This is a genomic window from Luteimonas cucumeris, assembly GCF_007830035.1.
GTDB classification, from domain to species: domain Bacteria; phylum Pseudomonadota; class Gammaproteobacteria; order Xanthomonadales; family Xanthomonadaceae; genus Luteimonas_C; species Luteimonas_C cucumeris.
Genome location: NZ_VLKN01000001.1, coordinates 656,795 through 680,928 on the forward strand (window position 1 = coordinate 656,795; position 24,134 = coordinate 680,928).

At 61.7% G+C, this 24,134-nt stretch carries 14 protein-coding genes; 8 read left to right on the forward strand and 6 right to left on the reverse strand.

All coding sequences use genetic code 11. The annotated features are described in order from the left end of the window. Window positions 1–656 precede the first annotated feature (656 nt). The 5 genes from IP90_RS02975 to IP90_RS02995 all read left to right on the forward strand — a co-directional run bounded on the left by IP90_RS02975 (window position 657) and on the right by IP90_RS02995 (window position 14,177). Entirely contained in the window at window positions 657–3,749 is a 3,093-nt protein-coding gene (locus IP90_RS02975; protein WP_144898113.1) for a TonB-dependent receptor, read from the forward strand. A gap of 248 nt (window positions 3,750–3,997) precedes the next feature. Further along, window positions 3,998–7,084 (forward strand): TonB-dependent receptor, encoded by a 3,087-nt coding sequence (locus tag IP90_RS02980; protein ID WP_144898114.1) that lies wholly within the window; start codon window positions 3,998–4,000, stop codon window positions 7,082–7,084. Window positions 7,085–7,599: 515 nt separating this feature from the next. Then, entirely contained in the window at window positions 7,600–10,632 is a 3,033-nt protein-coding gene (locus tag IP90_RS02985; protein WP_144898115.1) for a TonB-dependent receptor, read from the forward strand. Between the two features lie 313 nt (window positions 10,633–10,945). Further along, window positions 10,946–12,526: a sulfotransferase gene (locus IP90_RS02990; protein ID WP_158635256.1), complete on the forward strand. Its 1,581-nt coding sequence runs from the start codon at window positions 10,946–10,948 to the stop codon at window positions 12,524–12,526. 82 nt (window positions 12,527–12,608) lie between these two features. After that, on the forward strand, window positions 12,609–14,177 hold the full coding sequence (locus IP90_RS02995) for a tetratricopeptide repeat-containing sulfotransferase family protein (protein ID WP_144898117.1): 1,569 nt from the start codon (window positions 12,609–12,611) through the stop codon (window positions 14,175–14,177). Window positions 14,178–14,351: 174 nt separating this feature from the next. Here IP90_RS02995 and IP90_RS03000 read toward each other — a convergent pair whose 3' ends face one another. Next, window positions 14,352–15,215 (reverse strand): XOO1806 family protein, encoded by an 864-nt coding sequence (locus tag IP90_RS03000; RefSeq protein WP_144898118.1) that lies wholly within the window; start codon window positions 15,213–15,215, stop codon window positions 14,352–14,354. Between the two features lie 117 nt (window positions 15,216–15,332). Then, entirely contained in the window at window positions 15,333–16,253 is a 921-nt protein-coding gene (hslO, locus tag IP90_RS03005) for an Hsp33 family molecular chaperone HslO (protein WP_144898119.1), read from the reverse strand. A 44-nt stretch (window positions 16,254–16,297) separates the two neighbouring features. Between hslO and mtgA the strand changes: the two genes are divergently transcribed. From mtgA to IP90_RS03020, 3 genes are all read left to right on the forward strand, one after another. After that, window positions 16,298–17,023 carry a monofunctional biosynthetic peptidoglycan transglycosylase gene (gene mtgA, locus IP90_RS03010; RefSeq protein ID WP_144898120.1) on the forward strand — a complete coding sequence of 242 codons (726 nt, stop codon included), beginning with the start codon at window positions 16,298–16,300 and terminating at the stop codon, window positions 17,021–17,023. A 108-nt stretch (window positions 17,024–17,131) separates the two neighbouring features. Continuing rightward, window positions 17,132–18,181 (forward strand): glycosyltransferase family 2 protein, encoded by a 1,050-nt coding sequence (locus IP90_RS03015; protein WP_144898121.1) that lies wholly within the window; start codon window positions 17,132–17,134, stop codon window positions 18,179–18,181. Continuing rightward, window positions 18,141–18,569, forward strand: coding sequence for a CBS domain-containing protein (locus tag IP90_RS03020; RefSeq protein ID WP_144898122.1), 429 nt, complete (start codon window positions 18,141–18,143; stop codon window positions 18,567–18,569). Before IP90_RS03015 ends, IP90_RS03020 begins: the two co-directional genes overlap by 41 nt. Before the next feature lie 39 nt (window positions 18,570–18,608). Here IP90_RS03020 and IP90_RS03025 read toward each other — a convergent pair whose 3' ends face one another. From IP90_RS03025 to IP90_RS03040, 4 genes are all read right to left on the reverse strand, one after another. Continuing rightward, window positions 18,609–18,959, reverse strand: a complete 351-nt coding sequence (locus IP90_RS03025) for a hypothetical protein (protein ID WP_144898123.1) — start codon at window positions 18,957–18,959, stop codon at window positions 18,609–18,611. 83 nt (window positions 18,960–19,042) lie between these two features. Beyond that, entirely contained in the window at window positions 19,043–20,965 is a 1,923-nt protein-coding gene (locus IP90_RS03030) for an AsmA family protein (protein WP_242007456.1), read from the reverse strand. A gap of 118 nt (window positions 20,966–21,083) precedes the next feature. After that, entirely contained in the window at window positions 21,084–21,725 is a 642-nt protein-coding gene (gene trhA, locus IP90_RS03035) for a PAQR family membrane homeostasis protein TrhA (RefSeq protein WP_144898125.1), read from the reverse strand. 730 nt (window positions 21,726–22,455) lie between these two features. Continuing rightward, a complete protein-coding gene (locus IP90_RS03040) occupies window positions 22,456–24,060 on the reverse strand; it encodes a peptide chain release factor 3 (RefSeq protein ID WP_144898126.1) in 1,605 nt (534 codons plus the stop codon). Window positions 24,061–24,134 lie beyond the last annotated feature (74 nt).

Below are 24,134 nucleotides of genomic sequence, written 5' to 3' on the forward strand. Positions count from 1 at the left end.
TGGCTCTCAAAGCCCTAGTACCGCTGACGATCGAATGCGACGAGATCAGGTGCCGACGCGCCGACTGTTCTCAAAGAGGCCCCGCGCATTGACGCCACTCGCGCAATCGCCATTGAAGTACTCGCTTAATTCCTATGGTTTGACTTGGCAGGAGATCAGCCTGAGCTAGATGCTGCGCTCACGCGTCTCGAGCACAGTAGCCTGCAGAACCTCCTTGCCGTTGTCGGCATCGTCGTTCCGCAGGTGCGCCTGCGCGCCAGCGATCTGAAATGCAACTGATGCCGGCCCAGTCGCTGCTTAGTCTTGATTGCGACCGCGTCGCACATATCGTCGATGATCGCCGACCGGCACCCCGGCACCCCGTTGAAGGAGAGCCTTACAGCTAGGCCTTTCGCAGGACATGACTTAGGTCATATCGTCGGCGGCCGTATTAATTTTGCGCCGCAACATAGAGATGTATTGTCAAGAACTGACAAGTTATTATTTTATAATAAAAACAATTGGTTATATATAATATTTCGACGTCTAAGTTGTCCGTATCTTAATTTTTGCTGAAGGCCTTGTTAACTATTTGTTCCCCTGCGTATAGTCCAGCAGTCATGTCTACTTTGGGCATAGACGTCTTTTGATCACTTGATCCCTAGGGGGTTACAACAATGGCTTCTAAGTACCTTGCCAAAGGCCTGAAGCGAAGCGCGCTGACCATTGCACTCGGTCTAAGCTTCGTAGGCGGTGTGCAGGCACAGACCAACACCGCCGGCGCGGTGACTGGCCGTGCCGTTGCTGGCGACACCATCACCATCGAGAACCCGGCGACTGGCTTCTCGCGCACCATCACCGTGGGTAATGATGGCAACTACCGTGTCTCTCAGGTACCAATTGGCCAGTACACCATTACTCGTACTGGAGCGGATGGCACCACCGGCACTCGCACTGCCAGTGTTAGTGTCGGCAGCACAGCCAATGTCAGCTTCGTCACAGCTAGCGGCGACGCGCAGACCTTGGATACGGTCACTGTTGTCGGCACTGGCGCGATCAATCCCATCGACGTGTCCTCGGTCGAGTCCACCACCATCCTGACCGCCGAGCAGATCGCCAAGATCCCGGTGGCGCGCGATGCGACCAGCGTGGCGCTGCTGGCGCCGGGTACGGTGCGCGGCGATGCCACGTTCGGCAATCTGGCGTCGTTCGGCGGCTCGTCGGTCGCCGAAAACCAGTACTTCGTCAACGGCTTCAACATCACCAATACGTTCAACAACCTCAACTTCGCCCAGATTCCGTTCGAGGCGATCGCCGAACAGCAGATCAAGACCGGCGGCTACGGTGCTGAGTTCGGTCGTTCGACCGGCGGTGTGATCAACATGATCACTAAGCGCGGTACCAATGAGTTCAAGGCCGGCGGCAGCATTTTCTGGGCGCCGGAAGAACTGCGCGAGAACCAGCGCAATACCTATCTCGAAAATGTTGTCGATCTGGGTCACGCTGGTCAATTGCGCGAAGACAACTCGCAGGACACCCAGTGGGAGGCGACTGCAGCTGTCTGGGCCGGCGGCGCGCTGATCAAGGATCGCCTGTTCGCTTACGGCCTGTTGCAGTACGGCAGAGAGGAGTTCGAAACGTTCGGCAATGTGACCTCCACTCGCAACAACAGTCAGAGGGACAATAATCCCAATTGGTTGTTGAAGATGGATTGGAGCATCAGCGACAACCACCAGCTAGAACTGACTGCGTTCTCCGACAAGACCGAGTCCGAGATCGGGCTGTTCAATACGACGCCCGCTGGCTCCACCAATCGCGGCTCACAGGTCGGCACCTTCGAAAGTGAAACCGGTGGTGAGAGCTATGTAGTCAGATATACGGGCTATCTGACCGATAGCTTCACGTTGTCGGCACTGTTCGGTCACGGCGAGTTCTCGCGTAGCGACAAGGCGCGCACTTCCGGTGGCATTCCTATTGAATACAACGGCGACATCTTCCAGGGTGCTACCGGCTGCCCGCGAGTCATAGACGCGCGTCCTGGGTCGCGTCAGGCGATCACTGGTGTCTACAGCAGCCAATGCAACATCGGTGCCGGCACATTGACCCGCAAGGACGCCGGCGATACTCGCGACCAGTTTCGTATCGACGCGGAATGGCAGCTCGGCGACCATCTGCTGCGTTTCGGCTATGACGCCGATGATTTTGAATCCATTGATGGCAGCTCACCGGAAGGCGGCTCGGTTTACCAGTATCAGTCAAGTGGTGACACCGATATCGTACTCAAGCAGTCGGTTCGTCAAGGCGCCACGGTCAAGGTCGAATCGAGAGCGTTCTACGTCGAGGACAGCTGGAGCATTACCGATAACTTCATTGCGTACCTGGGTCTTCGCTGGGATTCATTCGACAACAAGAACGGGGCCGGCCAGACCTATGCCTCGATCGACAACCAGTTTGGTCCGCGTCTGGGCTTTTCCTGGGACGTCAATGGCGACTCGAGCTTCAAGGTGTTCGGTAATGCGGGCCGCTATGCATTGCCGCTCACCGCAACCGTCGCCGTTCGCGGCGCCAGCGCTTCTCTGTTTGTCAACGAATTCTTCTTCTTCGACGGTGTCGACCCGGTCTCTGGTGTGCCGCTCAACACAGAGTTGCTGCAATTCCAGTACGCCAATAACGAGTTCGGCGTTGCCAAGGATCCGAACACGATCGTTTCGCAGAACCTCGATCCGATGTACCAGGACGAGTACATCCTGGGCTTCCAGAAACAACTTTCGGATAATTTCTCGGTTGGCGTACGCGGCATTTACCGCGACCTGAAGGCGGCGATCGATGACCAGTGCGACTACCGCTCGGTGGTGGATTGGGCCGTCGACAACGGATTCACCTTGAATGAAGACACCGATGGCTTCCAGGAGCATAATCCGGACGCCCCGAACGAGATCTCGATGTACAACCCGGGCTTCCCGTTCTGCCGCCTGTACAATCCGGGCAGCGACGGCATCTTCAATATGGACGTCAATGGTGACGGCACGCTCGAGCGCGTCGAGATCCCGGCCGACGTCTTGGGTCCGGCGGCCAAGCGCAAGTACTCAGCACTCGAGTTCTTCTTCGACGGCAACTGGGACAAGTTCTTCCTGCAGGGCTCCTACACCTTCGCCCGCAGCAGGGGCAACAGCGAAGGCGGCGTGAAATCGGATATCGGTCAGTCGGATACCGGCACTACGCAGGACTTCGACTATCCGGAATTGACGCGTGGCACTTACGGCTACCTGCCGAACGACCGTCGTCACAGTCTGAAGCTGTTCGGCAACTACCAGTTCAACGACCAGTGGTCGGTAGGCGCCAATCTGTTGGTCCAGTCTGGCCGACCGTTGAACTGCATCGGTAACGATTTCTACGTACCGGGGGACGACCGATACACGCCGCCGGATCCGGATCTGACTGACTTGGAGAACGATCTGGCCAACCAGTTGCCATACCGAGCCGCGTATTTCCGTTGCCGGACGATTGACGACACCAAGCGTGGCCGCGGTTCCTATGGTCGCCTGCCGTGGACAACCGATGTCGACATCAATGTCGCCTGGCGCCCCGCGTTTGCCGAAGGTCTGCAGTTCAAGATGGATGTATTCAACATCCTGAACTCGCGGAAGGTCGTGGAGCGCAACGAAACTGGCGAAGGTAGTGCTTCCTTGGCTCCTCTGGAAACATTCCTGTTGCCAACGGCATTCCAGTCCCCGCGCTATGTCCGCTTCATGGTTCAGTACGACTTCTAAGCAATAGCGACGGAAGGGAGACCTTTAGCCGCTGGCACCCCATGCCAGCGGCTTTTTTCTGCCAGTTAAAAATGAGCTTTCGAATAGTGGACGCGATGCTGCAGTGCAGCATACATCGCGTATCAAATCTGAACCGTTCCCTGCGACCGACCTGAATAGGCTATTTGGCAACGTAAATTCTCTTTAATAGACTTGTTAAAGATTTGTTGCCTGATCTATAGTCGGAGGGTCATGCCGTCTTTCGGCCCTTGACGAACCTATTTTCAATTTCAGGTCACCTGTCCATGGGGGTTACACAAATGGCTTCTAAGCACCTAGTCAAAGGCTTGAAGCGAAGCGCACTGACCGTTGCACTCGGTCTGAGCTTCGTAGGCGGCGTCCAAGCACAGACGAACACCGCAGGTGCGGTGGTCGGTCGTGCGGTTGCGGGCGACACCATCACCATTGAGAACCCGGCTACCGGCTTCTCGCGTACTGTCGCCGTCAGTGGCGACGGCAGCTTCCGCGTCTCGCAAGTGCCGATCGGCCAGTACACGATCACCCGAAAGGGTGCGGACGGCACCACCAGCACGCGCACCGCCAACGTCAGCGTAGGGACTGCGGCCAATGTCGCATTTGTCAGCGGCACCGGCGACGCGCAGACGCTGGATACTGTGACCGTTGTCGGTACCGGTGCGATCAACCCGATCGACGTGTCTTCGGTCGAGTCCACCACCATCCTGACCGCCGAGCAGATCGCCAAGATCCCGGTAGCGCGCGATGCGACCAGCGTGGCGCTGCTGGCGCCGGGCACGGTGCGCGGCGATGCGGCGTTCGGCAACCTGGCTTCCTTCGGCGGCGCGTCCGTCGCGGAGAATCAGTACTACGTCAACGGCTTCAACATCACCAACACGTTCCAGAACCTCAACTTCGCCCAGATCCCGTACGAGGCGATTGCCGAGCAGCAGATCAAGACCGGTGGCTACGGCGCCGAGTTCGGTCGTTCGCTGGGTGGCGTGGTCAACATGATCACCAAGCGCGGCACCAATGAGTTCCATGCCGGTGGCAATATCTTCTGGGAGCCGGAAGCGCTGCGTTCGGAGCAGAGGAACACTTATTTGACGACTGGCGAACTCCGCCAGGACAACTCCGACGACACACAGTGGGAGGCAACGGCGTCCATCTGGGCCAGCGGTGCGCTGATCAAGGACAAGCTGTTCGCCTACGGACTGATCTCCTACGGCCGCCTCGAAAGCGACACCTGGGGCAGCGTCGTCGCGTCCACCAACACCAGTAATCGGACCAACAAGCCGAACTGGCTGTTGAAGATGGACTGGAACATCACCGACAACCACCTGCTGGAACTGACTGCGTTCTCTGACAAGCAGGAAACCGACAGCAACGTCTACCTCAACGACCTCGGCCAGCTCAACCGCAATGACTTCCTCGGCGTCAACATGACCGAGCAGGGCGGCGATAACTATGTTCTGAAGTACACTGGCTACCTGACCGACAGCTTTACCCTGTCGGCACTAGCCGGCCGGAGTACGTTCTCGCGTTCGCAGCGCCTGCGCACGGCAGGCGGTATCGACGTGTCTTATGGTGGTGACATCAGTGTGCCCGCCACGGGCTGCCCGATCATCACCGATTTGCGTCCGGGCTATCGCCGTGCGCTTGATGGTACCCGCGCCAGCCCTTGCAACATTACCGGCGGTGCGATCACTCGAGAGGACGCAGAGGATACTCGCGAGCAGTACCGTATCGACGCCGAGTGGCAGTTGGGTGACCACCTGCTTCGGTTCGGTTATGACGTCGATGATTTCGAATCGGTCGATGGTGGTTCGTTTGAAGGTGGCCGCGTATGGAGCTACCGTACCGACGATCCGGATGGCATCGAGAACAATGGCGATGAAACCGACTTCGTCCGCGAACAGATAGTCAACCAAGGTGCTGTAGTCAAGGTCGAGCAGCGCGCGTACTACATTCAGGACAGCTGGAACATCACCGACAACTTCATCGCGTATCTCGGCGGCCGCTGGGACAGCTTCAAGAACATCAACGGCCAAGGCCAGGCTTATGTCGACATCACGAACCAGTTTGGCCCGCGCCTGGGCTTCTCGTGGGACGTGTATGGCGATTCGACGTTCAAGGTATTCGGTAATGCGGGACGTTATGCCCTGCCCTTGACGGCGACGGTAGCGGTGCGTGGCGCCAGCGCCTCGCTGTTCACCCGCGAAGAGTTCGACTATACCGGTTTCGATCCCGAAACAGGTGCGCCGACTGGTCTGACATCATGGGGCAATTTCCGTTATGTCAATGGCGAGTTCGGTGAAGCCAAGAACCCGCTGACCATCGCCTCCAAGAACCTGGAGCCGATGTATCAGGACGAGTACATCCTTGGCTTCCAGAAGGCACTGAACGACAACTTCTCGCTCGGTATCCGCGCCATCTACCGCGACTTGAAGGCGGCGATCGACGACAATTGCGACTACACGGCCATTCTCCGCACCGAAGGCTTCACGCCACGCTTCGATGCCGAAGATCATTTCCTCGGCTGGGCAGATGGCAACGATCGCTTCGCGGCATTGCCGAACACGGGCTTCCCGTACTGCCGCATGTTCAATCCAGGCGAAGATGCGGTGTTCCTAACTGACCTGTACGGCGACGGCGTCCTGAAGGAAACTACTGTTCCTGGCGAAATGCTCAGCCCGCAGGCGAAACGCAAGTACTCGGCACTGGAGTTCTTCTTCGACGGCAACTGGGACAAGTTCTTCCTGCAGGGTTCGTACACCTACGCTCGCAGCCGCGGCAACACCGAGGGCGGCGTCAAGTCCGACATCGGCCAGTCCGATACCAACGTGACGCAGGACTTCGACTACCTCGAACTGACGGTGGACAGCTTCGGCTACCTGCCGAATGATCGCCGCCATAGCCTGAAGCTGTTCGGCAACTACGACATCACCGACGAGTGGTCGGTGGGTGCCAACCTGCTGGTGCAGTCGGGTCGTCCGCAGAACTGCCTGGGCATCCTCGACACCGATCCGGGTCCGGACGTTGCTGCACATCCGTACGGCTCTTCGTTCTTCCGCTGCGATGGAATCGCGACACCGCGCGGCTCCTATGGCCGCTTGGCGTGGAGCAGTAATGTCGACATGAACGTCGCCTACCGCCCTGCCTTCGCCGAAGGTCTGCAGTTCAAGATGGACATCTTCAACGTATTGAACTCGCGCAAGGTGACCTCGGTGAACGAGCAGGTCGAAGACGGAACTTCGGGCACACGACTGGAGACAGCGTTCCTGCCATTGTCGTTCCAGGCGCCGCGTTCGGTGCGCTTCATGGTTCAGTACGACTTCTGATAAGCGATCAAGAATCAGGATGTTGACCTTAGCCGCTGGCCTTCGGGCCAGCGGCTTTTTATTGGGTGCGGAGTAGGCCAACACGGCTGTCGCGGCTGTTGGAGTCTCTCCGCAGTAGTCCCGGACGGCACCTCTGCAGGTTCTACGGAGCACCGGCCAAAAGGGCGCAACCGCATTACAGCTGGGCCTCGGGATCGCTGGGAAGAAGGTCATATTTTCCGCCTGCCGCTGGCATGACCTTCAGCCTATAAAAACAACGATAAGCACAATCAAAGGATCATCTACGGATGAAAACAGTGATATTTCATATGGGCATGTGCACAAAGGCATGGTGACCACAAGGACAGGCGCACTCTTCTGCTGTTGTGTATGTGATTGATTAATAAGAAAAAATTACGCCAAAGACCCTTGTTAAGGATTTGTTCGCTGATCTATAGTCGGCCGGTCGTGCCGCCTTTCGGCCTGACTTCACTTGCTGTTCTTTTAGGTCAACAGTCCCACGGGGGTTTCAATCAATGGCTTCTAAGTACCTTGTCAAAGGCCTGAAGCGGAGCGCGCTGACCGTTGCACTCGGTCTGAGCTTCGTAGGTGGCGTGCACGCGCAAAGCAACGCCGCGGGTGCGGTATCCGGCCGCGCCGTGACCGGTGACACCATCACCATCGAGAATCCGGCTACCGGCTTCTCGCGCACCATTACCGTCAGCAGCGACGGCAGCTATCGCGTGCCGCAGGTGCCGATCGGCACCTACAACATCACCCGTAAGGGTGCCGACGGCAGCACCAGCACCCGCACCGCGACGATCAACGTCGGCACCACCGCCAACATCAGCTTCGTCAGCGGCGATGCTCAAACGTTGGATACGGTCACTGTCGTAGGCAGCGGTTCGATCAATCCGATCGACGTGAGCTCGGTCGAATCCACCACCATCATGACCGCCGAGCAGATCGCCAAGATCCCGGTGGCGCGTGATGCCACCAGCGTCGCGCTGCTGGCGCCAGGCACCGTGCGTGGCGATGCCGCGTTCGGCAAGCTGGCCTCGTTCGGCGGCTCGTCGGTCGCCGAGAACCAGTACTACGTCAACGGCTTCAACATCACCAACTCGTTCAAGGGCCTGAACTTCGCCCAGATCCCGTTCGAGGCGATCGCCGAGCAGCAGGTCAAGACCGGTGGCTACGGCGCAGAGTTTGGCCGTTCGACCGGCGGCGTGATCAACATGATCACCAAGAGTGGTACCAACGAGTTCAAGGCCGGTGCCAACATCTTCTACTCGCCGGAATCGCTGCGCGAAACCAACCCGAACTACTTCTACAACAATGGTCGTCTGGTTTCGGACAACTCCAAGGACAACGGCTGGGAAGCAACGGCCGCGGCCTGGGCCAGCGGCGCGCTGATCAAGGACAAGTTGTTTGCCTATGGCCTGGTGCAGTACGGCCGCTCCGTTTTTGATTCCTATCCGGGATCGACCGATGGCGTGTCCGGTGGCCGCAACAACCGTGCGCGCGAGAAGTCGCCGACCTGGCTGGCAAAGGTGGACTGGAACATCACCGATGACCATCTGCTGGCACTGACAGCTTTCTCGGATACGCGCGAAACCGAGACTCGCTACTACAACACCGGTTTCGGTACCACGTCGGCACGTAGCGCGGAAAACCCGCGTCGCCTTGACTACGTTGGCACCATCCATGAGGAAGAGGGCGGTGAGAGCTACTCGTTGAAGTACACCGGCTACCTGGCGGACAACTTCACCTTGTCGGCATTGGCTGGCCACGGTGAATTCCAGCGTCGTCAGTACGCAATCCTGCCCAACGGCGGCCGCATGGAATACAGCGGCGACCTGAACGATCCGGTCGGTGGCTGCCCGATCGTCCGTGACGGACGTCCGAGCAGCGTGCAGCAGGCGACGGGTTCGATCGTCGGTTGCGACTTCGTGGGCTCCCTGACCCGCAAGGACGGCGGCGACGAGCGTGACCAGTACCGCATCGATGCCGAATGGCTGCTGGGTGATCACCAGATCCGCTTTGGTTACGACGTCGACAACTTCACCACTGTTGATGGCTCGGTCTACTCGGGCGGCTACTACTACCAGTACCTGCAATCCGAAGGCCAGGATTTCGTGCGCCGCTACGACATCCGTCAAGGTGCCACCGTCGAAGTCAACCAGGAGGCCTTCTACCTGGAAGACAGCTGGAACGTTACCGACAACTTCCTGCTGTACGCAGGCGTGCGTTGGGACAGCTTCGAGAACAAGAACGGCCTCGGCGAGAGCTACGTCAAGATCGACAACCAGTTCGCGCCGCGTCTGGGCTTCTCGTGGGATGTGCTGGGCGATTCCACGTTCAAGGTGTTCGGTAACGCTGGCCGTTACGCGCTGCCTCTCACTGCCAACGTCGCGATCCGCGGCGCCAGTGCGTCGATCTACCAGATCCAGGACTTCACCTACACTGGCATTGCGACGGATGGAAGTTCGACGCCGCTGGGTCAGGCGCCCTGCACCGTGGACGCATGCGCCTACCAGGGCCCCTTCTATGCGAATGGCGAGTCCGGTCAAGCCAAGGACCCGCGTTCGATCGCGTCGACCAACCTCGAGCCGATGTATCAGGATGAATACATCCTTGGCTTCCAGGCGCAGTTGACCGATCACCTGTCGGGCGGCGTGCGTGGTATCTACCGCAAGCTCCAGCGAGCGATCGACGATGTCTGCGATCCGCGTCCCGTCGAGGAATGGGCCGTCGAAAATGGCTACGACCCGGCCGATCTGGCCTGGGGCAACCCCGCCTTCCCGTATTGCCGGTTGTACAACCCGGGCAGCGACGGCGTTTGGGACATGGATATCGACGGCAATGGTTCTCTGGAATCCGTCCGGATCGCCGCCGACAAGCTCGGGCCTGAAGCCAAGCGTTCCTACAGCGCGATCGAATTCTTCTGGGAAGGTTCCTGGGACAAGTTCTTCGTGCAGGGCTCGTACACGCTGGCAAACAGCCGCGGCAATAGCGAAGGCGGCGTGAAGTCGGACATCGGCCAAGGCGATACCGGCACCACCCAGGACTTCGACTATCCGGAACTGATGTTCGGTTCGTACGGTTACCTGCCGAACGACCGTCGTCACAGCCTGAAGCTGTTCGGCAACTACCAGTTCAACGACGAATGGTCGGTTGGTGCGAACTTCATGGTGCAGTCGGGCCGTCCGCAGAACTGCATCGGCATCTACGCTGATGACCCGGTCCATTATCGTGTCGCCTACTTCTCCTGTGATGCGAGCGATGCTGAGGCAGGCGGTAGCACGATTGTGCCGCGCGGTACGGTGGGACGTACGCCGTGGACCAACACGCTGGATCTCAACGTGGCTTACCGTCCGGCATTTGCCGAGGGTCTGCAGTTCAAGATCGACGTATTCAACGTGTTCAACTCGGACAAGCCAACCGCGGTCGATGAGGAGGGTGAAGATGCCACCGGTAGCCCGGATGCGGTGCTCAACACGACCTACTTGAGCCCGCTCAACTGGCAGGCACCGCGCCAAGTCCGTTTCATGGTCCAGTACGACTTCTGATCGTTCGAAAAATGTTGTTGTGTTTCAGCGGCCGTCCTTCGGGGCGGCCGTTTTCTTTTGCGGTGAGTACTGCAGTGCAGGGGCAGCGAAAGGCTGGAAATGGATTTCGGGCTGGCGGCGCATCTTCTTCCGGTTGCAGCCTCGGGTGTCTTTAGAAATCTCCGAAGCCGGAAAGCAGATCCCTCGCTGCGCTCGGGATGACAGTTGGGGTGTGGCACAAGAAACAGCAGGCCAGGCGGGCGTGGCATGATCGTGTGGCTCGGCCGGGCCGGTCGGCGGGTATCCTATGCAGGTCGATCTTCCGGGAATGTCAATGCAAGAGACGCTGGCGCGCCATTGGGCCGAGGCGCAGGGCTTCGAAGCCGCGCGCAATACGCAGGCGGCCAAGGCCGTCTACGAATCGATCCTGCGGCTCGACGCAGGACAGGCTGCGGCGTGGTTGCGGCTGTCGGTGCTGGAGGGAATGGAAGGCGAATATCGCGCTGCGCGCCTGCACATTCTCAATGCGGCCAAGGCGGTACGCGAGCGGCAGGCCTGGAAGACGCTGCCGTTCGTCACCATGCAGCTATTGTCGTTCGACGAGCGCGGCGCGATACGCGATCTCATCATCAATGCGGACTGGTCGCATCGCGACGTCATTGGCCAGTCGGCGGTGCTGTCGCAGCATCTTTGGCTGATCGGTGAGTACGACGCGGCGCTGCGGCTGATCGACGAGGCCAACCGCCATGTTCGCGCCCACCACCTGCTCAGCTATTCGCGCGCCAATGCGCTGCGCTACTGCGGTCGTATCGACGAGGCCACGGCCGAGTACGAACACTGCCTGGCGCTGGCGCCCAATTACGCCTTTGCGCACTGGTCGCTGGCCTATCACCAGAAAGCCGGGCCACCGGGCAGTCGCATCGACCGCCTGCGGCAGGTGAAAGCGTCGCTGCCCGCGGGTTCGCTGGAGTACGTCCATCTTTGCTATGCATTGTTCAAGGAACTGGACGATGTCGGCGACGTAAAGCAGGCGTGGCCGGAACTTCAGGAAGGTGCGAGGCTGATGCGCACGATGCTTCCTTACGACGCGGTAGTGGAACAGCGCCGCCTTGCGGCATGGCAGCAGTTCGCTGATGCAGATTTCCTTGAAGGGCCCGATGAAACGATCGGCAAGCGCATCCCAATCTTCATCGTCGGCATGCCACGCACCGGCACGACGCTGCTGGAGCGCATCCTCAGCAATCATCCCGAAATTGCCACCGCCGGCGAATTGAATGATTTCGGTCATTCGGTGAGTTGGGAGACCGATCATTTCTTCACCAGTCCACTGCGCGAGCGATCGCTGGATCGACTGGGATCGGCGGATTACGCGGCCATCGGCAAGGAATACCTGCGCCGTACCGATGCGCTGGCGAACGGGCGCCGCTACCTGATCGACAAGAATCCGCTGAATTTCTACAACGCCGGACTGATCCGCAAGGCGCTGCCGCAGGCCCGGATTGTCTGCGTGCTGCGCAATCCCATGGACACGTGCTTCTCCAATCTCAAAGAACTGTTTTCCGGAGATGCCTATGGCTACAGCTACGACCTGGGAGATCTGGCATCGCATTACGCCGGCTTTGACAAGCTGCGGGCGCACTGGGAGCGCGTGATGCCGGAACACGTGCATACGGTGCGATACGAGGAGCTGGTCACCGATCCTGCGGGCGCCGTCCGCGCCGTGATGGAATTCTGCGGCGTGGCCTACACGCCGGAAAGCATCGACATCACACGCAATGCGACGCCGGTTTCCACGGCCAGCAGTTCGCAGGTACGGCAGCCGATACACGCTGGCAACCTGGATGCCTGGACGCGCTATGCCGAGCCCCTGCGGCCGCTCGAGGAAAAGCTGCGCGCTGCCGGTTGCCTGCCCTGAGGGCTTGCGGTGCATGGCGGGTGGTCGCCACGTGGCATGATTGGCCCCCGCGTTCTTCTCGTATTTTCCGACTCGATCGCCGATGACCCAATCCAACACGCAGATCCGCGACCTGCTGATGCAGGCGGAATCCCAGGCAGCGCAGAAGGATTGGCCGCGCGCCATCGAAAGCTACGAGGCGGTGCTGCGATTGCGGCCAGGCGACGCCAACGTGCTGGTGCAGTTGTCGTACGTGCATTCGCTGGCCGGGCACTATCGGACCGCGCGCGAATACGCCTTGCAGGCGGCCGCGGCTAAGCCGGACGAGCCGCGGGTGCTGAAGGAACTGATCGCGCGGCTGCGGACTTTCAATGAGGCCGGCGCACTGCACGATTGCATCGCGCGGCTGCCGCCACTGGAGCGGGTCGGCATCCCGCTGCTGCTGGCATTCGCGGCGCAGCTGAGCTACCTCAATGAGCAGGACCATGCGCTGATGTTCCTCGACGAGGCCAAGCGCGCCGATCCGGGCTATCCCGCGACACTGCTGGCGCGTAGCCAGGTGCTGACTTATCTGGGCCGGTTCGATGAAGCCGAGGAAGACCTGCAGCGGGTGCTGGCCCGCGCACCGGAAATCGCCCAGACCTACTGGCTGCTGTCGCGCCTGCGCAAGCAACAACCCGAAGCAAATCATGTCGATGCGATCCGCCGGCAACTTGCCCGACCGGGACGCAATGCTGATGAGATCGCTTTGCTGGCCAATGCCCTGCACAAGGAACTGGACGATCTGGGCGATTACGAAGGTGCCTGGCTAGCGCTGGAACAGGCCTGCCGAGCCAAGCGGTCGCGCCTGAACTATCGCATCGAGGAATCGCGCGTGCTGGTCGACAGGTTGATCGAACTTCCGACGCCGCCGCGCGCGCCTTCCTTCCAGGCGATCGAGGGCGTGCGCGTACCGGTCTTCATCATCGGCATGCATCGTTCCGGCACGACCCTGCTGGAGCAGCTGCTTGACGGCCATGGCGATGTGCGCGGCGTGGGGGAGCTGTACGACTTCACCAGCCAGATGCGCAATGCCACCGACCACCATTGCCGGGGCGTGATCGACGCCACCATCGTCGAGCGCGCACGCGGTATCGACTATGCAGCGGTCGGTGCGGGCTATCTGAAAGGCATGGAATGGCGCCTTGGCAAAGAGCCCTGTTTCACCGACAAGCTGCCGTCCAATTTCCTCAATGCCGGTTTCATCTGCCGTGCGCTGCCGCAGGCCAGGTTGCTACACATGGTGCGCGATCCGATCGAGACCTGCTTTTCCAACCTGCGCGAACTGTTTTCGGACGCCAATCCCTATTCCTACGACCTGATCGAGCTGGCCGATTTCCATCGCCAGTACCAGCGCCTGATGGCGCATTGGCACGAGGCATATCCGGGCCGCATCCTGGACGTGGATTACGCCAGGTTGACGCGCGAGCCGGAGGCGGTCATGCGCGAGGTGATGGTGTTCTGCGGGCTGCCTTACCAGCCGGAAATGCTCGAGTTGCAGCGGCGTTCGCGTGGCGTGGCCACGGCCAGTGCGGTGCAGGTGCGCGACAAGGTGACCGCGCGCGAACAGCCGAAGTGGCTGCCCTACCAGGACAAGCTGCGGCCGTTGATCGATGCCTTGGGTGTGAGCTGAAGGTCGGGCTGTTCTCCGTGCGTGACGCACGGTTGGCACCGAGCGTGGACGACTGCTTCGCGGCATCGTGCGCAAATCGAGCGCGCAGGCTCGACTTGGCAAGGCCGATGCCGTACCGCAGGTACTGTTTAGTCGAAGAGTTTGTTGAACGACCCACGAGGCCGGTTCGGCCGATCAGAGGTCCTGCTCGTAGCGCACGTACGGGACGGTGCCGTCGTCGTTGCTGGTGTTGCTGGGCGAGAACGGATTCTTGCCGCGGGTGACGACATTCTCAGCACCAACGGTTAGCTGGCCGCTCCATGGCGTACGCCAGGTCACGCCCAGGCCGAGGCCTTCCCAGTTCTCGGCGCGTCCCGGCACGTCCACGACGCGGCCGATGATGTTGGCGCTGAACGCACCGACGCCACCGCCCACGGACAGGCTCTTGGTATTCCAGCGATCGGTCAGGCCCGCGGGCAGGTCGGCGGCGGGTACCAGCCGCGCCTTGGCCGTGGTGCCACCGATGCTGACCACGCCATTGCGACCGATGCTCTTCTCGGCGAACAGCGTCAGGTCGTTCTGTTCGAGCTGGGTGTTGTTCATGCCGCTCGCCACCAGCCAACCGGGCAGCGTGTCGCGGGCGGTGCCGCCGGTCAGGCCGAGCCGCGTGCCGCCACGATTGAGGATGATGCCGGCGTTGGCCCGCTTGCTGGGCGTGCTGTACTGGTTGTCGAGCGCGCCAATGAAGCAGTTTTCGGTCAGGCTGCCGATCGCGCTGGAAATACCGGTCTTGCGATCGCACAGCAGCGCCAGCGATTCACCGGCGCCGAGGCCGACCTTGGTGTCCAGTGTGTACTTGCCGAAGTGCCAGCGCGCGCCGGTGGATGTATCGCCGGTGGGTTCCAGGTACAGCGCTGCTTCGACTTTTCCGCTGGCATTGTTCCAGATCGGCAGGATCGCGGTTTCGGCGTCATTCGCTGGTCTGGATTGCGCATGTGCGGCCGCACTCGCGGCCAGCGCGAGCAACAAGGCGAACGGCAGTTTTAGTAGCGATTGCATGGCTCGTAATCGACCCGCTTTACCGGCTCGAAGTTCCCCCTCGGACAGGGAATGAGGCTAACTTATTTATGTTTCCTTAACAATCCCCGCGGCGGCGGCGAGCGCCCCGTTTGTCGGTTATTGCAGCCGGTCGGGGGAGGCGGCGTGAAGATGGGCGGAGGCGAATAATTCTTCTATTTCATCCGGGTTGAACCTGTATTCCTGTCCGCAGAATTCGCATCGGATTTCGGCAAATCCTTCCTGCAGCGCGGCCCGAGCCTCCTCGGGGCCAAGCGACTCCAGCACGGCGGCAACCCGCTCGCGCGAACAGGAGCAGGCAAAGGACAGCGGGCGCTCGGCCAGCAGCTGCCCGGCCTCTTCATGGAACAGACGGTTGAGCAGGGAAGGGCCGGCCACCGACAGCAGTTCCTGCGAACCGAGCGTGTCGAACAGGGCGCAGGCCCGCACCCAGCCATCGTCATCGCCTTCGTCGCTGGGCAGCTTCTGCAGCATCAGGCCGGCGGCTTGCTCGCCGTCGGCGGCCAGCAGCAGGCGCGTGGGCAATTGTTCGGACTGGCGGAAGTAGTCCTCGAAGGCCCCCGCCAGCGACTCCGACTCGATCGGTACCAATCCCTGATAGCGGGTCGGATCGCGGCCATGCGGGCTGGGATTCTCGATCGTGATCGCCAGTACCGCCGCGTCGCCGAGCGAACGCAGATCACGCAGGGATTGGCTGTTCTCGCCCATCTGGGCGATGCCGCGCAAGGTGCCGGCCGCCGTGCACTCGGCAAACAGGGTGCGCAACGGGCCCTCGCCGCGCAGCTGGACCGACAGGCGCCCTTCGATCTTAGCGTGGCCGGTGAACAGCGCCGAGGCCACCGCTGCCTGGCCGAGCAGTTCGGCAATGGCCTGCGGATACTCCGCGCGCTCGCGGATCTGCTGCCAGGTCTGCCGCAGGTGCACGTGCACGCCGCGCACGCCCGCGTGGGGCAGCAGGAAGCGGGTCAGCCGATCCTGTTCGTCGCGGATCGAAGATGTGGGTGTCGGGGAGAGGGTCATGCGTCGAGGATAATGTGCGGACAGTGGGACCGGAGCAGTCATAGATGGGGATGAAGGAGGTCGACGACAAGCCGCGGCGGCGCAGGATATGGCGCTGGCTGCTGATCGTGCCCCTGCTGTTGATGCTGGTTTCGGTGCTGCAGGTGGCGATGCTGCGGTTCGTCGATCCGCCCATGTCGGCGTTCATGTTCAACCGTCAGCTCGGCGCCTGGGTCGAAGGCGACTGGCGTTTCCGCCTCGCGCATGAGGCGCTCCCGCTCGAGGACATCTCGCCTTACCTGCCGCTGGCGCTGATCGCATCCGAAGACCAGAGTTTCATCGACCACAATGGTTTCGACTTCAAGGCGATCGAGAAAGCGCGCAAGCACAATGCGCGCGGTCGCAAGGTGCGCGGCGGCAGCACGATCAGCCAGCAGGTGGCGAAGAACATGTTCCTTTGGAGCGGGCGCAGTTGGCTGCGCAAGGGCATCGAGGCCTGGTACACGGTGCTGATCGAGACGTTATGGCCCAAATACCGCATCCTGGAGATGTACGCCAACTACGCCGAGTTCGGCGACGGCATTTATGGCGCGCAGGCCGCGGCGCGCGAATATTTCGGCAAGGATGCCAGTGCCTTGAGCGCAGCCGAGAGCGCGCGCCTGGCGGCGGTGCTGCCGAATCCCAAACGTTACAGCGTGGACAAGCCCGGACCGTACGTGCAGCGCCGCACGAACGCGATCCAGCGACAGATGCGGGCCATCGGTGGCACGGCGTATCTGGAGGACCTGTAGGGCGGAACCTGCAAGCAGATCCCGCCACGCGCCCTGAGACGCAACTGATTCGGTGAAATCGCCTGCGGCGGTTCCGCCCTGCCCCCCGGCGTCGGCTACCATCGCGCCATGAGCCTCGAACGCCTGACTGTCGTCGTCGCCGCCTTCAACGAGGCCGAAGCGCTGCCACTGCTGCATCCGCGCATCGTCGCCGCGCTGGCGCAGGCCGGTGGGATCGATGGCCGCGTGCTGTATGTCGACGACGGCAGCAGCGACGGTACATGGGCGGTGCTGCAGGGCATCGCGGCGGGCGATGCGCGCGTCGCACTGCTGCGGCTGTCGCGCAATTTCGGCAAGGAGGCGGCACTGACCGCGGGCCTGGACCATGTTGTCGAAGGCGCCGCGCTGATCCTCGACGCCGACGGGCAGGACCCGCCGGAACTGATCCCGGAGTTCGTGGCCAAGTGGCGCGAAGGCTACGACGATGTGCACGGTACGCGCGTCCAGCGCGAAGGCGAGGGCTGGCTGAAGCGCGCCACCGCCCACGGTTTCTATCGGGTGATCGGACGGTTGTCGAAAACGCCGATTCCGCCGGACACCGGCGACTTCCGACTGTTGTCGCCGCGCGCGTTGGCGGCACTGCGGCAGCTGCGCGAACGCCATCGCTTCATGAAGGGCCTGTTCGGCTGGGTCGGCTTCAATTCCGTCGCCATTCCATATGCACGCGAACCGCGCAGTGCGGGACGCAGCAAGTTCGGGCTGTGGAAACTGTGGAATTTCGCCCTGGAAGGCATCACCAGTTTTTCCACCGCGCCGTTGCGGGCCGCCACATACCTGGGTCTGGTCACTGCGCTGGTGGCGTTCGCGTATGCGGTATGGATCGTGTTGAAATCGCTGTTGTGGGGCGATGCGGTTGCAGGTTGGCCGACGATGATGGCGGTGATCCTGTTCCTCGGCGGCGTGCAGCTGATCGCGCTGGGATTGATCGGCGAATACCTCGGTCGCCTGTACGAGGAATCCAAGCAGCGGCCGTTGTACCTCGTCGACAGCTGGCAGCCGGCCGCTGGAGTATCCTCGGGACGAACCCGGAACCAGCCCGGTCTTTCCGTTGCCGGGGAAGCAGACAAAGGAGACGGTCATGCGCAGCGTACGTCATCTGCTGGAATCGAAGGCACCTGAGGTCTTTGCGATCGGTCCGGACGCGCCGGTGATCGACGCGATCCGGTTGATGGCCGAAAAACGCATCGGAGCGGTCGTGGTGATGCAGGGCGGCCGCCTGGCAGGCATCCTTTCGGAGCGCGATTACGCCCGCAAGATCGTGTTGCAGGGACGTTCGTCGGCCGACACGCCGGTACGCGACATCATGACGGCCGACGTGATCACGGTCGGACTGCAGGACAACATCGACCATTGCATGCAGATCGTCACCGAGCGACGCATCCGCCACCTGCCGGTGGTGGACGGGGACGCGGTGTTGGGCGTGGTGTCGATCGGCGACCTGGTCAAGGCGGTGATCGAGGATCAGCAACTGGAACTGGACCAGTTGCAGCGTTACATCGCCAGCTGAAGGTATCCGGTTTCCTTAAGGCGTACGGTGCATGCGCCTCTAGGTTGCGGGCCTGCACGACACGCCGGCACCATCGCTCGGAATCAGCATGATGGCCTGGTCGCCGATCGCGAAGCGCAGGCCGCGTCCCATGAAGCTGGGTGGACGGCTGTTCTCCACGTAATGGATGGTGACCTGTTGTCCATCGCTCAGATGGATGCGGGCCGTGCGTTCTTCGACGATGTCGACGCGGTGTCCGCCATCGCAGTCATAGCTCGCCGTCACTGAGGAGTCCTTCGGGGTTTCAGCGGACGATGGAGATGATGTTGCGGCGGGTGGCTCGGCAGGCTTGCAGGCGGCGAGGACAAGCAGGACGAGCGTGAAAAGTCCGGCAGTGAGATGGCGCATCATGATTTCTCCGGCAGAATGGCTGCCTCGCAAGTCGGGATATTGAACTGCAACGCACCTGTCCAGGGCACACGAATCGCGCCGGCTCACTTCGCCGAGCGGCTGCCGCAGTCCGCGTCCATGCCGCCACCCAGCTCGGTGGTGGCCAGCAGCGCCGCCGGTGGTGCGATCGCGCCCAGCGCCAGCGCGGCCGCGCCGCGCAGGCCGATGCGCGCGTAATCGGGTTTGAAGTCGGGATTCTTGAAGGTGCCCCCGACATAGAGCGGCGATCGCAGCGACAGCAGGCTGCGGCCTTTCGGCCGCGGGTTCATCGTGAGGTCGAGTGTTTCGTCGCGCAGGTTCACGGTGCCGGAGCCGAGCACGATGGTGTCGGTGGTATCGAAAACCAGGGCACGCGTGGTCAACAGTCCGTCCTTGGCCACGAAGTCGCCGAACGCGCAACGGATCGGAATCGGTTTGTCGCCGGTGAGCTTGGTACGGATCGCGCCGGCCAGGTTCAGGCCGGCAAGTTTCATCAGCAGTTTGCTGATCTGGCCGCGGCCCATGCCGACGGCGACGTCGCCATCGGCGGTACCGAGCATGCGCGCGATCGAATTGCCGCGCATGTCCACCGCGATCTTGCCGCCGACCCGGCCGATCGTTTCCTGCGCCAGCTGCGCTTCGGGCATGAGCTTGGCCAGGTTGAGCCCGCGCACGCCGATGTCCGCGTGCGTGCGGATCACTTCCTCGCGCGCATTCATGCGGATGTTGGACCGGATGACGCCGTCGGCGACCCCGAAGTTCAAGGGCTCGAGTCGCAGCAGGCCGTTGTCGAGGTACAGATGCGCATCCATGTTGTCGATCGGCAGTGACGACGCGTTGATGCGACGTGCCTTCAGGCGCACGTCGGCGTCCATCGCGCGCAGCTTGCGGAGCTCGTAGGGCGTGTCGGGCAGCAATCGCGAACTGGCTTCCTGCTTCGCCGCCAGCGCCTGCAGTTCCGGATTGGTGGCCTCGCCGCGCCCGCTCTGCGGTGCGGCACCGATGAAGCCGGCCAGGTCGTCCAGGTCCAGCCGCTGGGACACCAGATTGGCCTTGAACATCGGCCGCGCGCCGCCGGTGGTCACGTGCGCACTGCCGCCCAGGTCGCTGTTGCCGACCTTGCCGGTGAAATCGTCGTAACGCCAGGTGTTGCTGTCGCGGGTGAGGCGGCCATCGAAGCGGTAAGGCGGTGTCGGCGGCAACGCGATGCCGATCAACGGAAAGAGATCGTCCAGGTTCTGCCCGGACAGCGTCATCCGTAGATCGAAGTCGCGCAGGCGCAGGGGATCCAGCAGGGTGCCGCGCGCACGTGCACGTGTGGGTCCGGCCGCCGCGCGCAGGTCGATGCGGTAGGGCTCTTCGGTGCGCGCCAGTTCCAGCGGCGATTCGGCGTGTCCCTCGAGCCTGAAGCGATTGCCTTTCCAGCGGCCGCCGCCATCCACCGCGATGGCCGGCGCGACACCTGGCTTGGTCGGAGCACGGCTCTGCAATGCGATGTCGATATCGGTTCGCTGCGGATCATCGATGAAGCGAAGACGACCCTCATCGACCCACAGCTGACGGAACTGCGGCGGCTCACTGTCGTCGGAGTCGTCAAGGAATTCCCAGTTGCCGACACCCTTGGGGCCGGTTTCCAGGCGTACCTGCGGTCGCGACAGGCGCAATTCTGGGATGACGATCTCACGACGCTGGATCAGCGTCGGCCACAACTCGATGCGCATGACGAGTCGATCGGCCGAGGCCATCACCGGCTGCTTCGACCACGACGCATTTCCGAACTGAAGACCGTCTGCGCTGACCGTCACGACGCGACCCAGGTCGACGTCCAGGTCGCCGCCGATCTGCAGCGAGCGTCCTGTCTGCGCTTCGACACGCCTCTCGATCGGTCCTTTCAACCAGTTCCAATCCCACAGCAGGAGCAGCATCACTAGCGCCAGTACCAGCAGCCCCAGCGCGACCAGCAACGGATGCCGGCCGATGTCGTCCACGAAGTGCGGGCGTCGAGGTGGTGCGGGCGCAGGTGTCGTCATCGTCCAGTGCGCAGCGAAGGGATGGGCCACCATCGCCAGTAGCGGGTAAAACGGGAGTGAAACCGTTGCGCCGCATTCAGCGAGCCGGCAATACCTGCGCCATCACGGCGACGTAATGGCAAACGCTGCCGGCGATCACGAACAGGTGCCAGATCGCGTGTGAGTAGGGCAACGAAGGGCGGTGGTAGAACACCGTACCCAGCGTGTAGAACACGCCACCGGCCAACAACCAGGCGAACGTCCAGCCATCCAGCGCAGCCAGCAGTGGCTTGATCGCCAACAGCACCAGCCAGCCCATCGCGATGTAGATCGCGGTCGACAACAGTTTGAAGCGACCGGTGTAGAACAGCTTGAACACGACGCCGACCAGTGCCAGCGCCCAGATCGCGGCGAACAGCCACCAGCCGACCGGACCGCGCAGGCCGATCAACGTGAATGGCGTGTAGGTGCCTGCGATCAGCAGATAGATCGCGCAATGATCGAACACCTTCAGCCGTGCCTTGGCAACCGGATGCTGGATGGCGTGGTACAGCGTCGAGGCGATGTACAGCAGCAGCAGGCTGGTGCCGAATACGATCGAGGCGATCAATTGCCAGTGGTCGCCGTACAGTGCGGCCAGAGTGATCAGCACCGCGCCGCCAGCGAGCGCGGCGGTGGCGCCGAGGCCATGGGTCAGGGCGCTGGCGAATTCTTCGCGCAGGTGGGTGGCGCGTTCCATGGGAATAGATTCTGCGCCGAAAATTGAGCAAATGCTCGGGTGCTGGATTATTTTTGCTTGGCTGGTTCTGAAATTCGCTACGAGGAATGCGGTTTAAGCAGAGCGGAGCTTGCTTCGCTGCTCGCTGCAAAGAGCAGGAGCTTCCGCCCGCTGCGCGTGCGGGTCACTTTCTCTTGAAGGGGCCAAGAGAAAGTAACCAAAGAGAAGGACCTTCCCCGATCAAAGCTAACGTTGCACGTTGCAGTCCTCGGTGATTTTCCGACTCGCCCTCCTGGCTCGGTCGGAAAACGGCGGCCATCCATGGCCGCCGCCCTCCGGGTCTATGGAGTGGCTCGGATCGCAGGCAGTTCGCGCCAGCCAAGCCAACATCAACTACCGCAGCTGCAGCTATAGCAGCGCAATCGGCAGAGTGTGAAGGGCGACCAAACCCTGCAATCAAATTTCAGACGAGAACAAGAACTCCGGCAACGATGAAAGCGGCACCGGACCAGCGCCCATCGGGTGCAGCGTCTGCCAAGCCGGCTTCGGGCCCTTTCTTTGGTTACTTTCTTTGGGCCAGCAAAGAAAGTGACCCGCACGCGGCAGCGGGCGGAACAGCCGACCCGTAAGGGTCGGGAACTTGCGTCGTTACCGCGCCTGCCGGCACCTGCTCCGCTGCTCTCGCTGTAATCTTTCGCTGTTGTAGAGATGTCGCGTTAGGTCAAGAGCCAACTCTTTGCAAGTCTCGATCTCAATCGATATCGGTTGCGTGCGCGTGCTCGCGTGTCGCCAGGAACGCCACGTCCGGTGCGCGTTCCTGGGCCAGTTGCAGGTTGACGCGGGTCGGGGCCAGGTAGACGAGTTGGCCGGCCGCATCCACTGCGAGATTCATGGCGTTCTTGTCGCGGAACTGTTCCAGCTTCTTCGCGTCATCGCAACGGATCCAGCGCGCGGTGGCCACGCCGACCGGTTCGAAGCTCGCGTCGACGCCGTATTCGTCCTTCAGCCGGTAAGCGACCACGTCGAACTGCAGCGTACCGACCGCGCCCAGGATCAGGTCGTTGCTCATCAGCGGCTTGAAGAACTGGGTCGCGCCTTCCTCGGACAGTTGCGCCAGACCTTTCTGCAGTTGCTTGAGCCTCAGCGGGTCGCGCAGGCGTGCACGGCGGAACAGTTCCGGTGCGAAGTTTGGAATGCCGGTAAAGGTGATCGCCTCGCCTTCGCTGAAGCTGTCGCCGATCGAGATCGTGCCGTGGTTGTGGATGCCGATCACGTCGCCAGGCCAGGCACTTTCGGCGATTTCGCGATCGCTGGCCATGAAGGTCAGTGCATTGGCCAGCTTCACTTCCTTGCCGCTGCGGACGTGGAAAGCCTTCATGCCGGCGCTGAACTTGCCCGAGCAGATGCGCATGAAGGCGACGCGGTCGCGGTGCATCGGATCCATGTTGGCCTGGATCTTGAACACGAAGCCGCTGAGCTTGGGTTCGTAGGCCGCGACTTCACGGGTGGTCGTCTCGCGCGGTTTTGGCGACGGCGCGTTCTCGACGAAGAAGCCCAGCAACAGCTGCACGCCGAAGTTGTTGACGGCGGACCCGAAAAACACCGGCGTCTGCTCGCCGGCCAGGTATCTCGCCGGATCGAATGGATGCGAGGCGCCCTCGACCAGTTCCAGTTCCTCGCGCAGTTCGCGCAGCATGTCCACACCGATGCGAGCCTCCAGCGCAGGATCATCGATGGATGGGAAGATGGTCGAGTCCTGGCGGGTGAAGTTGCGACCCTGTTCGTACAGATGCACTTCGCCACTGACCAGGTGCACCACGCCCTTCAGGCGTTGGCCCATGCCGATCGGCCAGGTGATCGGCGCGCACTGGATGCCGAGCACGCTTTCCACTTCGTCGAGCAGGTCGACCGGGTTCTTGCCTTCGCGATCGAGTTTGTTGATGAAGGTCATGATCGGCGTGTCGCGCAGCCGGCACACTTCCATCAGCTTGATGGTGCGCTCCTCGACGCCCTTGGCCACGTCGATGACCATCAGCGCCGAGTCGACCGCGGTCAGCACGCGATAGGTGTCCTCGCCGAAGTCGGCATGGCCGGGTGTGTCGAGCAGGTTGACGATGCGGCCTTCGTACGGGAACTGCATCACCGAGCTGGTCACCGAAATGCCGCGTTCCTTTTCCAGTGCCATCCAGTCGGACGTCGCGTGGCGTGCGGCCTTGCGGCCCTTGACCGAGCCGGCCATCTGGATCGCGCCTCCGAACAGCAGCAGCTTTTCAGTCAGCGTGGTCTTGCCGGCGTCGGGGTGGGAGATGATCGCGAAGGTGCGGCGACGAGCGGCTTCGGTGGAAACGTCGGACATGGCGAGGCGCGCCGTCGGGCGCCGGATTCGGGTTCGGGACGCGAATTATAGCGGGCGGGATCCCGGCAGGCCGT

Excerpts from the sequence above, each read along its gene's own strand:
- mtgA (WP_144898120.1), top strand. The coding sequence starts at position 16,298 with ATGGGGATGAAGGAGGTCGACGACAAGCCGCGGCGGCGCAGGATATGG.
- IP90_RS03040 (WP_144898126.1), bottom strand. The coding sequence starts at position 24,060 with ATGTCCGACGTTTCCACCGAAGCCGCTCGTCGCCGCACCTTCGCGATC.
- IP90_RS03020 (WP_144898122.1), top strand. The coding sequence starts at position 18,141 with ATGCGCAGCGTACGTCATCTGCTGGAATCGAAGGCACCTGAGGTCTTT.
- IP90_RS03015 (WP_144898121.1), top strand. The coding sequence starts at position 17,132 with ATGAGCCTCGAACGCCTGACTGTCGTCGTCGCCGCCTTCAACGAGGCC.
- trhA (WP_144898125.1), bottom strand. The coding sequence starts at position 21,725 with ATGGAACGCGCCACCCACCTGCGCGAAGAATTCGCCAGCGCCCTGACC.
- IP90_RS03000 (WP_144898118.1), bottom strand. The coding sequence starts at position 15,215 with ATGCAATCGCTACTAAAACTGCCGTTCGCCTTGTTGCTCGCGCTGGCC.
- hslO (WP_144898119.1), bottom strand. The coding sequence starts at position 16,253 with ATGACCCTCTCCCCGACACCCACATCTTCGATCCGCGACGAACAGGAT.
- IP90_RS02995 (WP_144898117.1), top strand. The coding sequence starts at position 12,609 with ATGACCCAATCCAACACGCAGATCCGCGACCTGCTGATGCAGGCGGAA.
- IP90_RS02985 (WP_144898115.1), top strand. The coding sequence starts at position 7,600 with ATGGCTTCTAAGTACCTTGTCAAAGGCCTGAAGCGGAGCGCGCTGACC.
- IP90_RS03025 (WP_144898123.1), bottom strand. The coding sequence starts at position 18,959 with ATGATGCGCCATCTCACTGCCGGACTTTTCACGCTCGTCCTGCTTGTC.
- IP90_RS02975 (WP_144898113.1), top strand. The coding sequence starts at position 657 with ATGGCTTCTAAGTACCTTGCCAAAGGCCTGAAGCGAAGCGCGCTGACC.
- IP90_RS02990 (WP_158635256.1), top strand. The coding sequence starts at position 10,946 with ATGCAAGAGACGCTGGCGCGCCATTGGGCCGAGGCGCAGGGCTTCGAA.